The following is a 13,125-nucleotide window of genomic DNA, read 5'->3' as shown; positions in this document are numbered from 1 at the left end:
TACCGCGGGTACTTAACCCTGCTGGTGTGCGTCTACCCCGGGGCGCGCGCCCCTATGCGGGCCCGCACCCGGGGGGGGGGCCCCCGGGGGGGCCCGTGGGGGGGGGGGGGGGGGGGGGGGGGGGGGCCCCCCCCCCCCCGCCTCCAGGCCATGGAGTGGTTGCGGGTCAGAACCCGGCCTGGCCGGTCACGACGGCGCGGCCGACGACCAGCTTCTGGATCTCGTTGGTGCCCTCCTCGAAGCGCTGCGCACGCGCGTCGCGGTAGACGCGCTCGATGGCGTTGCGCTTCCAGTAGCCCTGGCCACCGTGCACCTGCAGTGCCTTGTCGGTGACGCGGGCGAGCATGTCGACGGCGACCATCTTCGAGGCGCTGGACAGCGTGCCGGCGTCCGGGCGGCCCTCCTCGTAGGCGCGGGCCGCCTCGAGGACGAGGGCGCGCGCGGCCACGATGTCGGCGTAGTTCTCCGCGACGTAGAACTGGATCGCCTGCCGGCTGGAGAGCTTCTTGCCGAACGTCTCGCGCTTGTTCGCGTACTCGACGGCGAGCTCGTTCGCACGCTCGGCGAGGCCGACGGCGCTCATCGCGACGGACACGCGGCTCGGCAGCAGGAAGCCGCCGAGTGCGACCTCGAGGCCCTGGCCCTCGTCGCCCAGGCGGGCGGAGGCCGGGATCGGGGTCTCGGTGAAGCGGAGGATCGCGTGGTCGGTGCCACGGATGCCCATGGTGTCGGAGTCGTCGATCACCTCGGCGCCGGGCAGGCCGGAGTTCGGCATGAGGAACGCGACGGTGCCGTCCTGGCCCGTGGTGCCCTCGAGGCGCGCGGCGATGAGCCAGTAGTCGGCCTTCACGCCGAACGTGATGAGGTGCTTCTCGCCGTTCATCACGTAGGTGTCGCCCTCGCGGCGGACGGTCGTGCGGATGTCGGCACCCGTGCCCGCGGTCGCCTCGGTCAGCGTGAACGCGACGAGCTTGTCCCCGGCGACGCTCGGCTTCACGACCTCGTCGAGCTGCTCCGGCGTCGCGTACGGCTGCATGGCGCGCCAGGTGCCGTTGATGACGTGCACGAGCATGCGGATCGACGCGTGCGAGCGCGACACGATCTCCATGATCTCGAGGTAGCGCGAGAACGGGATGCCCCGTCCGCCGAGCTCGGCCGGGGCGGCGAGCGACAGCCACCCCTTGTCCTTGAGCTCCTGGAACAGCTCGGGCGCGACCTGGCCGGTGCGCTCGATCTCCTCCGCCCACTCCTCGCCGCGACCGCGGACCCACTCGGTCACCTCGGCCTTGAGCTCCTGGAAGGCGGCCTCGGTCTGCGGCTCCATGACCATCGTCATCTGTCAGTTCTCCTTCGTCGCGACGAGCGCGGCTGCCTGCTCGCGCAGGACGTTCTTCTGGACCTTGCCGACCGCGTTGCGCGGCAGCTCGGCGATGTACTCGAGACGCTCAGGCCAGTAGTACTTGCTCACGCCGGCCTTGTCGAGCGCGCGCTGCATCGCGGCGAAGTCGAGCTGCTCCGCACCGGCCGCCGGCACGACGAACGCGCAGGCGCGCTCCCCGAGGCGGGCGTCCGGCATCGCGACGATCGCCACGTCGGTGACGAGCGGGTGCTGGTAGAGCAGGTTCTCGATCTCGACGACCGGGATCTTCTCGCCACCGCGGTTGATGACGTCCTTGACGCGGCCCGTGATGGACAGGAATCCCTTGGCGTCGACCTTCGCGAGGTCGCCGGTCTTGTACCAGCCGTCCTCGGTGAAGACGTCGTCCGTGAGGTCCTGCCGGTCGAGGTACCCGTCGAACATCGTCGGCGAGTGCAGCTCGAAGTTGCCCTCGGTGTCCGCCGGCAGCTCGTGCCCCTCGTCATCGACGATGCGGATCCGGATGCCGGGCAGCGCGCGACCGTCGTGGCCGTAGGCGTCCGCCGGGTCGTCGGTCGGGCTGGAGAGCGCCCCGAGGCAGGTCTCGCTCGTGCCGAACGCGCCGAGGATCGCGGTGCCGAGCACCGTCGCGGCACGCTGGGCCAGTGCACGGGGCACCGCGGCGCCCGTCGGCACGAAGATCCGGAGGGACTCGGGCTGTCCGGCCCCGGCCTCGACGAGGTCGACGAGGTCGGTCAGGAACGGCGTCGCGCACTGCACGAACGTGGCCTTCGCGGCGCCGAACGCCTGCTCGAGCGCGACGGTGCCGTCCCACACGGGCTGGATGACCTGCGGTGCGCCGAGCCGGAAGGCCAGGAGCATGCCGTACAGGAACCCGGTCTGGTGGGCGAGCGGCGACGGGATGTAGATCCGGTCTTCGCTCGTCAGGCCGGACTGCGCGACGTGCATCGCGGTCGCCAGGCCGAGCGTGCGGTGCGGGTGCTGCACGCCCTTCGGCTCGCCGGTGGTGCCCGAGGTGAAGAGCAGCTGGCAGACGTCGTCCGGGCCGGGCGCGTGGGACAGGATCTGGTCGACGTCCACCTGGACCGAGTCGAGCGCGGTGTCGAAGTAGCGCCAGTTCCACTCGCTCGCGGCGACGCGGTCGGCGGCGTCGGCGGGCAGCGGCGGCTGGTTCGTCGGGCTGTCCGCCTGCCCGCGTGCCTCGGAGCGGAGCACGACCACGTGCTCGACCGACAGGCGGCGCTTCTGGGCCTTCGCCTCGTCGATGACCTCGAGCAGTTCGAGCGCCGGGCGACGCTTCCGGAAGACGTTCGGCAGGAAGACCACGCGGGCGCGGGACCGGGCCAGCGTCATCGTGGTCTCGCGGGGACCGAACACGGGCATGATCGGCGTCGCGACGGCACCGATCTGGATCGCACCGAGGGTGATCGAGACGAACTCGCGCCAGTTCGGCAGCTGCATCGCCACGGACTCGCCCGTGCGGACGCCGAGCTCGAGGAGCAGGGCGGAGACCTTGTCGGCCTCGTCCTGCAGCTCGCGCCACGTCGTGTTCACCGGCTCGGGGCCGCCGACCTCGATCACGGCGAGGCCGTCCGGGTCCTGCTGGGAGAGTGCGCGGACCTTCTCGCTGAGGACGAGCGGGTCGGCGTCGACGCCGGCGAGCTCGGGCAGCGCGCTCGTCACCGTCTCCTGTTCCTCCCCCAGGTCCGTGCTCTCCGCAGCGGCCTCGGCGGCGTCGATCCGGTCGTCGCGGGCGATCTGCGCCTCGGCGCCGTCGCCGACCTCCATGTCGAGGCCGACCGAGTTCATCGCCTCGAGGAAGGTCGGGTACGAGATCCGGTAGGCGCGCGGGTAGGTGAGGGCGGAGACGCCGTCGGCCTTCGACGCGGCGACGGCCAGCGACATGAGCACGCGGTGGTCGTTGAACGAGGACATCGGCGACCCGTGCAGGTCACCCGGACGGACCCCGGTGACGCGCAGCTCGTCGGCGCCCTGCTCGGCGCGGCCGCCCAGTCGGTTGAGCTGGAGCATCGCCGCGACGCGGTCGGACTCCTTCAACCGGATGTGCGCGACGTTCCAGAGCCGGGTCGTGCCCTCGGCGAAGGTCGCCATCGTGGACAGGATCGGCAGCAGGTCCGGGATCGGCTGGCAGTCGATGTCGAGGGGGCGCAGCGGGGAGCCGTCGTGCTCGATGCGCACGAAGCCGGTCTCCTCGTCGATCCGCATCGGGACGCCCATCGCCGTGGCGAGGTCGAGGAACTCGCTCTCCGGGTGGTCGGTCTCGGCGGTGGTGAACGCCGTCATGCCGCGGAGCAGCACGTTCGACTCGCGGATGCCGGCCGCGGCGATGCCGAACGCGGCCGAGCCGATGTCCGGCGGGATCACGTAGTCGTGCGGGGTGGCCTGCTGGTTCGCCGGGATCCGGTACTCGAGCCAGTCGTCGGACACCTCGACCGTGAGGCCGAACTGGCGCATCATGCGCACGGTCAGCTCGACGTACGGCTGCTCGTTGAGCCGTCCGCCGGTGATGTGGATCCGGGTCTCCTCCTCCGCGAAGGGCGCGACGAGGAGCAGGCCGGAGATCCACTGCGACAGGGTGCCGGCGATCTGGACGTCGCCGCCGCGCGGACGCTTCGGCTGCACGGTGACCGGCGGGCAGTCGTTCGTGGCCTCGAGCTCGATGCCCATCTGGGTGAGCGAGGTGAGCAGGGCCTTGATCGGGCGGCGCTGGAAGTACTTCATGCCCGAGAGGGTCATCGGCTTGTCCGCCAGCGACGCGAGCCCCGTCATGAAGTAGAGCGTGGTGCCCGAGGAGCCCATGTTGAGGAGCCCGTCGGCGCCCCGCGAGCCGTGGTCGACGACGTCGGTGGCCTCGTACCGACCGCCGAGGCCGGTGACGTGGTACTCGTTCCCGCGACGCTTGACGTCGACGCCGAGGGCACGGAGCGTGCCCACGGTCCACTCGACCTGCCGGGTCGCACTGATGCCGGAGACGATGCTCGTCCCCTTCGCCAGCGACGCGAGCACCAGCGCGCGGTGCGCGTGGTACTTCGAGACCGGGATGTCGAGTTCTCCGACGAGCGGTGCGTTCGTCCCGCGCACGACCAGCTGCATGCCTACCTCTTCCCTGTTGAGCGTTACTACGGTACGCCCGGTGTGGATCGTCTGTGAATCGGATCCGCACGACCGGGAGTGCGGTTCCTTGTGCGTGTCCGACAAGGAGCCGGGCAGGATGTACAGCATGGACATCCGTTTCACCGAGTCCCGCCCGTCGACCATCGGCGTCGAGTGGGAGCTCCCCCTGGTCGACCGGGACACCGGCGACCTGACCCCGCGTGCCCCCGCCGTCATCCAGGCGGTGCAGCAGCGGCTCGGTGACCACGACCGGGTGACCGAGGAGCTCCTGACGAACACGGTCGAGGTCGTCACCGGCGTCCACTCGCGGGTGAGCGGTGCCACGAGCGAGCTGTCCGGCATCATCGGCGAGGTCGTCGACGCCGCCGAACCGCTCGACGCGCAGGTCATGTGCGCCGGCACCCATCCCTTCGCCGTGTGGGACCAGCAGGAGATCACGCCGGACAGCGAGCACTACACGACCCTCATCGACCGCACCCGGTGGTGGGGCCGTCAGATGCTCATCTGGGGCGTGCATGTCCACGTCGGCATCGACGACCGCGACAAGGCGCTGCCGATCCTCGGCGCGATGCTCGCGTACGTGCCGCACCTGCAGGCCTTCACCGCCTCGAGCCCGTTCTGGGCCGGCACCGACACCGGGTACGCCTCGAACCGCGCCCTGATGTTCCAGCAGCTGCCGACCGGTGGCCTGCCGCCGGCACTCGGCGCGTGGGCGAACTTCGAGGAGGTCGTCGACGACCTCACCCGCACCGGCGTCATCGAGGGCGTCAAGGACCTCCGTTGGGACATCCGCCCGTCGCCCGGGTGGGGCACCCTCGAGAACCGCGTCTCCGACGGCATCTCGACCCTGCACGAGGTCGGGGCCGTGACCGCGCTCGTCCAGTGCCTCGTCACCGAGATGTCCGACCGGCTCGACGCCGGCGAGACCCTGCCGACCATGCAGCCCTGGTTCGTCCGCGAGAACAAGTGGCGCGCGGCCCGGTACGGCATGGAGGCCGAGATCATCACGAACGCGGCCGGCGACGAGCGGCTCGTGACCGACGAGGTGCACGACCTCGTGCAGCGGCTCGACCCGGTGGCGGACCGTCTCGGGTGCCAGCAGGAGCTGCACCACCTCGACACGATGATCGCGGACGGCGCCTCCTACCAGCGGCAGTTGCAGGTCGCGCAGGAGAACGGCGGAGACCTCCGCGCCGTCGTCCGGCACCTGGTCACCGAGCTGCGCGACTCGCTCTGACCGTCACCGTCTGAAGGACTGGAGGCGCGGTGCCGGCCGGCACCGCGCCTCCCGTCCTGGGGGACGTGCGGGAGTCCGCGCGACCGCTACAGTTCCCCTGTGACAGGGGGGACCGCGGAACGCGGAGCGGGGCCGACCGTCCAGCGCGCGGCCGCGCTGATCGACGCGGGCCGGCCCGCCGACGCGCTCGCCGACCTGGCCGTCGTCGAACGGGACCAGGGCGCTTCGGTCGCCGGGCACCGTGTGCGGGCGCTGGCCCTCCTGGCGCTCGACCGTCCGGACGACGCCCAGGACGAGGCCCGACGCGCGGTCGGCCTCGCCCCCACCGACTCCGTCGCGCTCCGGATCCTCTCGACGACCCTGGTCCGCTCGGGCGACCAGACCGGAGCCGTCGCCGCCGCGCGCCGATCCGTCGAGGCCGACCCCGGGTCGTGGCTCGCACACCTCGCGGTGGCCGACGCCCTCTGGCTCGACGAACGGCGCCGGCCCGAGGCGCTCCGGGCGAGCTACGAGACCGTCCGGCTGGCACCACTCGAACCGATGGCGCACCGCAGGCACGGCGACCTGCTGCTCGCGGCGGGACGGCAGCGCGACGCCCAGGCCGCCTACCGACGCGGCCTCGAGCTCGCCCCGGAGGACCGCGGCGCACGGCACAACTTCGCGGTGTCGCGACTCCGACGGGGTCACGACGGCGAGTCCGCGCTCGCCTTCGCCGGGATCCTCGCGACGGACCCCACGAACGCGCTCGCGCGACGGAACCTCGTCGTCGGCGTCCTCAACCCGCTCGCACGCATCCGGTTCGGACTCGGTGCCGGCGCCCTGATGACCGGCTTCCAGTGCCTGGTCTCCCTCGACGCCCCGTCGGACGCCGACCGCTGGTACACGACGCTCCCGCCGGTGATCGGACTCGCGCTCGTGGTGGTCGTCGTGCTCCGGTTCGCCGCCGAGACCCGGCCCCGAACGGGGTTCCTCGTGCGCGCGGCGCGACGGGCGGTGCCCGGGTGGACGACGACCGTCGCCGTCCTCGGGGCCGCGACGGCCGTCTCGGTCGCGGGGCTCTTCCTCCCGCCGGACGCGGCCGTGGTGGCACAGGGACTGGTGTTCGCCGGGGTCGTCGTCGCCTCGGTGCGCATCCGGAGCACGATGCGCGCGTTCCCGAAGACCACGCCCGTGCGGCAGGACGTCGACGAGGGACGGACCGACCGCGACGACGACGGCTGGGGGAACCCGTGGTGACCGACGACGGACGAGGAGTCCCGATGGACGACGACCCACTGATCGACGCGATCCGGCGAGCCGTGGTGGCCGCTCCGGAGGACGTCACGCTCCGGGTCCACCTCGGGCGCCTGCTCCTCGACGCGGGGCGCCGGGTCGAGGCCACGACCGAAGCGGCGGCAGCGGTCGCGGTCGCCCCCGACGACGCCGCGGCCCGGGCGCTCATGCTCGAGGCACTGCAACCCGACGCGACGGCCGGCCCCGCCGCGCCCGGACCGGACGACGCCGCGACGGACGCCGCCGGTCCCCCGCCCGCGACCGGGTTCGACTGGCACGCCGCCGAGCAGCAGGTGGAGCACATCGTCGAACCGGCGTTCGTCGACGACGACGGCCCCGACCCGGACCCCGCGTCGGCGTTCTCCGTCGAGCGCGCCGGTGTCCGGTTCGCCGACGTCGGTGGCATGGAGACCGTGAAGCAGCGCCTGACCGCGGCGTTCCTCGCACCGCTCGCGAACCCCGAGCTGCGCACGCTCTACGGCAAGAGCCTCCGCGGCGGCCTGCTCCTGTACGGGCCGCCCGGCTGCGGCAAGACCTTCATCGCCCGGGCCGTCGCGGGCGAACTCGGCGCACGGTTCATGAGCGTCTCGATCACCGACGTGCTCGACCCCTACGTCGGCCAGAGCGAACGGAACATCGAGGCCGTGTTCCGCGCCGCCCGGGCTGCGGCGCCCTGCGTGGTGTTCTTCGACGAGGTCGACGCGCTCGGACAACGGCGCAGTCAGACCCGGAGCTCGCACGTCCGCGGGATGGTCAACCAGCTCCTCACCGAGCTGGACGGCATCGACGGCGGGAACGAGGGCGTGTTCGTCCTGGCGGCGACGAACCAGCCCTGGGACGTCGACCCCGCGCTCCGCCGACCGGGGCGGCTCGACCGCACCGTGCTCGTGCTGCCGCCGGACACCCCTGCGCGCGAGGCGGTCTTCCGCGGCCACCTGCGGGACCGACCCGTCGAGGGCATCGACGCCGCAGCGCTCGCGAAGCGCACCGAGGGGTTCTCGGGCGCGGACATCGCCTACGTCTGCGAGGTCGCCGCGGAACGGGCGCTCATGGACAGCGTCACGACCGGGTCGGTCCGGCTGATCGGCATGGCGGACCTGCTCGGTGCCCTCGGTGAGGTGCGCCCGTCCACCGGCGCCTGGCTGGACGCCGCACGCAACGTCGTCCTCTTCGGCGAGGACGACGGGACGTACGCCGACCTGCGGGCCTGGCTCAAGCGGTCCAAGCGCTGACGGACGGACGGGAGGCGCGGTGCCAGCCGGCACCGCGCCTCCCGTTCGTCAACCGGTTGCGATCGCGAGCCGCGTCAGCGACCCAGGAACTTCTGTAGCGACGCGAGCTCTTCCTCGGTCGGCGCCTTGCCGCCCTTGCCGCCGCCGAGCCCGAGACCGGACCCCTTCGGCGCCTGCTGCGGCGCCGCGGCCGCACCCGCGGCGAGCGCCGCACGCTTCGCCGGGTTGCCGACCTTGGACTTCTTCTTGCCGCCCTGCTGCTGCTTCTTGCCGCCGTGCATGCCGGGGATCGGCCCCATGCCGGGCATCTGCGGGACCCCACCGCGCGCGACGGTCTTCATCATCTTCGCGGCCTGCTCGAACCGGTTCACGAGGGCGTTGACCTCGGTCACGGTGGAGCCGGCACCCTTGGCGATGCGGAGGCGGCGGGAGCCGTTGAGGAGCTTCGGCAGCTCGCGCTCCTGCGGGGTCATCGACTGGATGATCGCCTCGGTGCGGACGATCTCGCGCTCGTCGAAGTTGTCGAGCGCCTCGCGCATGCCCTTGGCGCCGGGGAGCATGCCGAGCATGCCCTTGATCGAGCCGGCCTTGCGGAGCTGCTGCATCTGCTCGAGGAAGTCGTTGAGCGTGAACGAGTCGCTCGCGATCTTCTCGGCGACCTTGCGCGCTTCTTCCTCGTCGAACGCGCCCTGCGCCTGCTCGATGAGGGAGAGGATGTCGCCGAGGTCGAGGATGCGGCTCGCCATGCGGTCCGGGTGGAACGGCTCGAAGTCGTCGAGCCCCTCGCCCGTGGAGGCGAACATGATCGGACGGCCGGTCACGCTGGCGACCGACAGGGCCGCACCACCGCGGGCGTCGCCGTCGAGCTTCGAGAGGACGACGCCGGTGAAGTCGACGCCTTCCTGGAAGGCACGGGCGGTGTTGACCGCGTCCTGACCGATCATCGCGTCGATGACGAAGAGGACCTCGTCGGGGTCGACGGCCTTGCGGATGTTCGCGGCCTGCTTCATGAGCTCGGCGTCGACGCCGAGACGACCGGCGGTGTCCACGATGACGGTGTCGTACTGCTGGTCGACCGCGGCCTTGATGGCGTTCTTCGCGACCTTGACCGGGTCACCGACGCCGTTGCCGGGCTCCGGCGCGAAGACGTGCACGCCGGCCTGTTCGCCGACGACCTGCAGCTGCTGCACGGCGTTCGGACGCTGGAGGTCCGCCGCGACGAGCATCGGCGTGTGGCCGTCCTTCTTGAGCCACTTGCCGAGCTTGCCGGCGAGCGTGGTCTTGCCGGCGCCCTGGAGGCCCGCGAGCATGATGACCGTCGGGGGCCGCTTCGCGAACTCGAGACGCCGCTGCTGGCCGCCGAGGATGCCGACGAGTTCCTCGTTGACGATCTGGACGACCTGCTGCGCCGGGTTGAGCGCACGGTTGACCTCGTCGGAGAGTGCCCGCTCGCGGACTGCTGCGGTGAACGCCTTGACGACCTCGAGCGCGACGTCGGCGTCGAGGAGCGCCCGCCGGATCTCGCGGACGGTGCCGTCGACGTCGGACGGAGTCAGCCGACCCTTGCTCCGCAGGTTGCGGAAGGTCTCGGTCAGCCGATCGGAGAGTGAACCGAATTGCGCCATGATCCGTCGATTCTACAAGGCCCCGCCCGGACGCTCTCGCCCGTTCACCGCAGGAGGACGCCCTCGGCCAGTTCCACCGTCGTGCCGAGCCCGAGATCGACCACCACCGGAGCCGACGACGGGGCTCGGTCGAGCGTCGGGAACCACCGCCGACCGGGCGACACCAGGATGAGCAGCCCGTCGACGTCGCCGACGGGGGCGAAGTCGGGCCCCGGCGGGCCGGCGTAGGGGTCGAGTCCGTGCTGGCTGAGCGTCTCGACCGCCCCGGGGACGTCGGGGACGGCGATGCCGACCTCACTGACCGACACGAGCAGCGGGGCGAGCGGCGCGGCGTGCCCGTCGGCCCGCGCGGCGTGCCCGTCGGCCGGCGCGGCCTGTCCGTCGGCCGCCACGGCGTCGCCGTCGGGGAGCTCCCGTCGCTCGATGAGTTCGAGCAGCTGCCGGTCGGGCCCCTCGAAGTACACCGACCGCGAGTCCCAGCCCGCCGGCCCCTCGAACTCGTCGACACCGTCCGCCCCGAGCACCGTCGCGACCTCGGCCACCCGGCGCTTCGCGTCCGCGAACGTCCCGGTCGGGATCGTGAACGCGAGGTGGTGCGCCCCGGTCATCCCGTCGAGCACGCGGAAGACGAGCTGCGACGACCCGACGGTGACCCGGACCGAGTCGTCGTCGGCGAGGACGGCGCACCCGAGTTGCTCGTAGAAGCGGACGGTGTCGTCGAGGGAGCGGGTGGCGAGCTGGACCTGGCGGATGTGCATGGCCCCACCCGACACCCTCAACCGCGCTTCAGGTCAAGCCCCGGACTACTGTCCGACGCATGCACCTCCGGGAGATCGACCTCGGCGGCTGGGCCCGTGCCGCTGCCGTCGCACTGCTCTGCGGGTTCGCCGCCGCCGTGTTCGCGTCACGGTTCGCGATGCCGGTGTCGACCGTCGTGGCCGTCGGCATCGGCGCAGGGTTGCTCGTGACCGTCCTCGTCGTCGTCGCCTGGGCCGCCATCGGCGGGTACGCGACCCAGCGGGCGCTGCGGGAGTGGGTTCGAGGGGGTCCGGAGCCGGTCGGCGTCCCCACTCGACGGCGGGTCCGGTGGCTCGCGCACTTCATCGACCGGACCAGCTGGTTCGCGTGGCTCTCCGCGGTCCTGGCCGTCCTGTTCCTCGCACCGGCCGTCTCGCAACTGGCCGGTGCGAGCGACTGGCAGGACGTCGTGCTCGCGCTCTTCCCCGGGGTGCTGTGGGCGGGCATCGCGGTGCACGTCTTCGCGGTCGAACGACGCCACCTGCCACGGGCTCGTGCGCTGTACGAGGAGGAGCTCCGCACGGCAACGTGGCAGGACGTCCGCGTGCCGTGACCTCCGGACACCCGTCGACGCCGTTGTTGGACGGAGTACAGAAACTGTCGTAGCCTGGCGCGCATGCCGGAACTCGACATCGTGCGCCCAACCGGGTTGCTGGACCACGCCGAGGGACTCGCACTGCAGCGGGCCCTCCACGCCGACGTCGTCGCCGGCCGCTCTCCCGGGGCCGTCGTCCTGTGCGAGCACCCGTCCGTGTACACCGCCGGGCGCCGCACCGAACCGTCGGACCTGCCGACGGACGGCTCCCCCGTGGTCGACGTCGACCGCGGCGGGCGGATCACCTGGCACGGACCGGGGCAACTCGTCGCGTACCCGATCGTCCGGCTGGCCGAGCCGCTCGACGTCGTCGCCTGGGTGCGGGACCTCGAGCAGGTCATCGTCGACGCGGCGGCCGCCGTGGGTGTGCTCGCCGAGCGGGTCCCGGGTCGCAGCGGCGCCTGGGTCCCCGGCCCGGCCGGTGCCCCGCACGCCAAGGTCGGCGCGATCGGCCTGCACGTCGCCGAGGGGGTGACGAGCCACGGCCTCGCGATCAACTGCACGAACAGCCTCGACGCCTACGCCGCGATCGTGCCGTGCGGGATCAGCGACGCGGGGGTGACGACCCTCAGCCGCGCAGCCGGTCGCACCGTGACGGTCGACGAGATCGTCCCCGTGGTGCTCGACCGCCTCCGCGCCGCCGAGCGGGGCATGCACTCCGGACACCGGATCAGCAGCGCCGCGGGCACGCCCGCCACCACGTCCGCACGACAGGAGACCCTCGTATGACCCTCGCCCCCGAAGGCCGCCGGATGCTCCGCGTCGAGGCCCGCAACGCCGAGACCCCGATCGAGACCAAGCCGGCGTGGATCAAGACCCGCGCCACCCAGGGCCCGGAGTTCCGCGAGCTGTCCGGCCTCGTGCGGAGCAAGCAGCTGCACACCGTCTGCCAGGAGGCCGGCTGCCCGAACATCTTCGAGTGCTGGGAGGACCGCGAGGCCACCTTCCTCATCGGCGGCTCGCAGTGCACGCGCCGCTGCGACTTCTGCCAGATCGACACCGGCAAGCCCGAGCCGCTCGACCGCGACGAGCCCCGCCGGGTCGCGGACTCCGTCGCCGAGATGGGCCTGAAGTACGCCACGGTCACCGGCGTCGCCCGCGACGACCTGCCCGACGGCGGCGCCTGGCTCTACGCGGAGACGATCCGCCAGATCCACGAGCACTCCCCCGGCACCGGCGTCGAGATCCTCGTGCCCGACTTCAACGGCCGCCCGGACCAGCTCGGGCAGGTGTTCGCCGCCCGTCCCGAGGTCTTCGCCCACAACGTCGAGACCGTGCCGCGCATCTTCAAGCGCATCCGTCCGGCGTTCACCTTCGAGCGCTCCCTCGACGTCATCACGCAGGGACGCGACGCGGGGCTCGTCACGAAGTCGAACCTGATCCTCGGCATGGGCGAGGAGCGCATCGAGATCGAGGACGCCCTGCAGCGGTTGTACGACGCCGGCACGGACATCATCACGCTGACGCAGTACCTCCGCCCGTCGCCGCGGCACCTGCCGGTCGCGCGGTGGGTCGCACCCGAGGAGTTCGTCGCCCTGCGCGAGGTGGCCGAGGAGATGGGCTTCGCCGGGGTCCTCGCTGGGCCGCTGGTCCGGTCGTCCTACCGGGCCGGGCGCCTCTGGGCGCGAGCCACGGTCACCCGCGGCGGCACGGTGCCCGAGCACCTGTCGCACCTGCTCGACGCGACGCCGGGTCGCCAGGCCGTCTGAGCGGTGGGACCGGACGGACGACGGACGGGAGGCGCGGGGGCCCCCGGCCCCCCCCCCCCCCGGGGGGGGGGGGGCGGGGGCGGGCCGCCCCCCCCCCCCCCCCCCCCCGCGCGCCCCCCCCGCCCCCCCCGCGCCCGCCCCCCC

At 72.4% G+C, this 13,125-nt stretch carries 10 protein-coding genes; 6 read left to right on the top strand and 4 right to left on the bottom strand.

The window, feature by feature from the left end; all coding sequences use genetic code 11:
- Positions 1–166: 166 nt before the first annotated feature.
- Positions 167–1,336, bottom strand: coding sequence for an acyl-CoA dehydrogenase family protein (locus ACIPEP_RS11385; RefSeq protein ID WP_402717329.1), 1,170 nt, complete (start codon positions 1,334–1,336; stop codon positions 167–169).
- 3 nt (positions 1,337–1,339) lie between these two features.
- Positions 1,340–4,492 (bottom strand): 3-phosphoshikimate 1-carboxyvinyltransferase, encoded by a 3,153-nt coding sequence (aroA, locus tag ACIPEP_RS11380; protein WP_402717328.1) that lies wholly within the window; start codon positions 4,490–4,492, stop codon positions 1,340–1,342.
- Between the two features lie 118 nt (positions 4,493–4,610).
- On the opposite strand from aroA, the gene ACIPEP_RS11375 reads away from it, so the two are divergent.
- The 3 genes from ACIPEP_RS11375 to ACIPEP_RS11365 all read left to right on the top strand — a co-directional run bounded on the left by ACIPEP_RS11375 (position 4,611) and on the right by ACIPEP_RS11365 (position 8,254).
- On the top strand, positions 4,611–5,750 hold the full coding sequence (locus ACIPEP_RS11375; protein WP_217637395.1) for a glutamate--cysteine ligase: 1,140 nt from the start codon (positions 4,611–4,613) through the stop codon (positions 5,748–5,750).
- 99 nt (positions 5,751–5,849) lie between these two features.
- Positions 5,850–6,986 carry a tetratricopeptide repeat protein gene (locus tag ACIPEP_RS11370; protein ID WP_402717327.1) on the top strand — a complete coding sequence of 379 codons (1,137 nt, stop codon included), beginning with the start codon at positions 5,850–5,852 and terminating at the stop codon, positions 6,984–6,986.
- Between the two features lie 23 nt (positions 6,987–7,009).
- The gene (locus ACIPEP_RS11365) at positions 7,010–8,254 is read left to right on the top strand and encodes a 26S protease regulatory subunit (RefSeq protein WP_071302168.1); all 1,245 of its coding nucleotides are present in this window, start codon (positions 7,010–7,012) and stop codon (positions 8,252–8,254) included.
- A 74-nt stretch (positions 8,255–8,328) separates the two neighbouring features.
- Here the strand turns inward: ACIPEP_RS11365 and ffh are convergent, their stop codons facing one another.
- Positions 8,329–9,879, bottom strand: coding sequence for a signal recognition particle protein (gene ffh, locus ACIPEP_RS11360; RefSeq protein ID WP_022905829.1), 1,551 nt, complete (start codon positions 9,877–9,879; stop codon positions 8,329–8,331).
- Between the two features lie 44 nt (positions 9,880–9,923).
- On the bottom strand, positions 9,924–10,637 hold the full coding sequence (locus tag ACIPEP_RS11355; RefSeq protein WP_402717326.1) for a VOC family protein: 714 nt from the start codon (positions 10,635–10,637) through the stop codon (positions 9,924–9,926).
- Positions 10,638–10,696: 59 nt separating this feature from the next.
- Here ACIPEP_RS11355 and ACIPEP_RS11350 point away from each other — a divergent pair, with 59 nt between their 5' ends.
- The 3 genes from ACIPEP_RS11350 (at position 10,697) to lipA (ending at position 12,981) form a co-directional block, all read left to right on the top strand.
- Positions 10,697–11,230: a hypothetical protein gene (locus ACIPEP_RS11350; RefSeq protein ID WP_402717325.1), complete on the top strand. Its 534-nt coding sequence runs from the start codon at positions 10,697–10,699 to the stop codon at positions 11,228–11,230.
- 63 nt (positions 11,231–11,293) lie between these two features.
- Positions 11,294–12,001: a lipoyl(octanoyl) transferase LipB gene (lipB, locus tag ACIPEP_RS11345; RefSeq protein WP_402717324.1), complete on the top strand. Its 708-nt coding sequence runs from the start codon at positions 11,294–11,296 to the stop codon at positions 11,999–12,001.
- Entirely contained in the window at positions 11,998–12,981 is a 984-nt protein-coding gene (gene lipA / locus ACIPEP_RS11340; RefSeq protein ID WP_309779850.1) for a lipoyl synthase, read from the top strand. The genes lipB and lipA overlap by 4 nt, the downstream gene beginning before the upstream one ends.
- Positions 12,982–13,125: the final 144 nt, after the last annotated feature.

Origin of the sequence: Curtobacterium sp. NPDC087082 (assembly GCF_044745045.1) — a bacterium.
Taxonomy (GTDB): domain Bacteria; phylum Actinomycetota; class Actinomycetes; order Actinomycetales; family Microbacteriaceae; genus Curtobacterium.
Note: the sequence above shows the minus strand (reverse complement) of the source record. Positions and strands in the feature narration are given on the sequence as shown.

What these genes read in the sequence shown, in the direction of transcription:
- ACIPEP_RS11385 (WP_402717329.1), bottom strand. Translation starts at nt 1,336, where the DNA reads ATGACGATGGTCATGGAGCCGCAGACCGAGGCCGCCTTCCAGGAGCTC.
- aroA (WP_402717328.1), bottom strand. Translation starts at nt 4,492, where the DNA reads ATGCAGCTGGTCGTGCGCGGGACGAACGCACCGCTCGTCGGAGAACTC.
- ACIPEP_RS11375 (WP_217637395.1), top strand. Translation starts at nt 4,611, where the DNA reads ATGTACAGCATGGACATCCGTTTCACCGAGTCCCGCCCGTCGACCATC.
- ACIPEP_RS11365 (WP_071302168.1), top strand. Translation starts at nt 7,010, where the DNA reads ATGGACGACGACCCACTGATCGACGCGATCCGGCGAGCCGTGGTGGCC.
- ffh (WP_022905829.1), bottom strand. Translation starts at nt 9,879, where the DNA reads ATGGCGCAATTCGGTTCACTCTCCGATCGGCTGACCGAGACCTTCCGC.
- ACIPEP_RS11355 (WP_402717326.1), bottom strand. Translation starts at nt 10,637, where the DNA reads ATGCACATCCGCCAGGTCCAGCTCGCCACCCGCTCCCTCGACGACACC.
- ACIPEP_RS11350 (WP_402717325.1), top strand. Translation starts at nt 10,697, where the DNA reads ATGCACCTCCGGGAGATCGACCTCGGCGGCTGGGCCCGTGCCGCTGCC.
- lipB (WP_402717324.1), top strand. Translation starts at nt 11,294, where the DNA reads ATGCCGGAACTCGACATCGTGCGCCCAACCGGGTTGCTGGACCACGCC.
- lipA (WP_309779850.1), top strand. Translation starts at nt 11,998, where the DNA reads ATGACCCTCGCCCCCGAAGGCCGCCGGATGCTCCGCGTCGAGGCCCGC.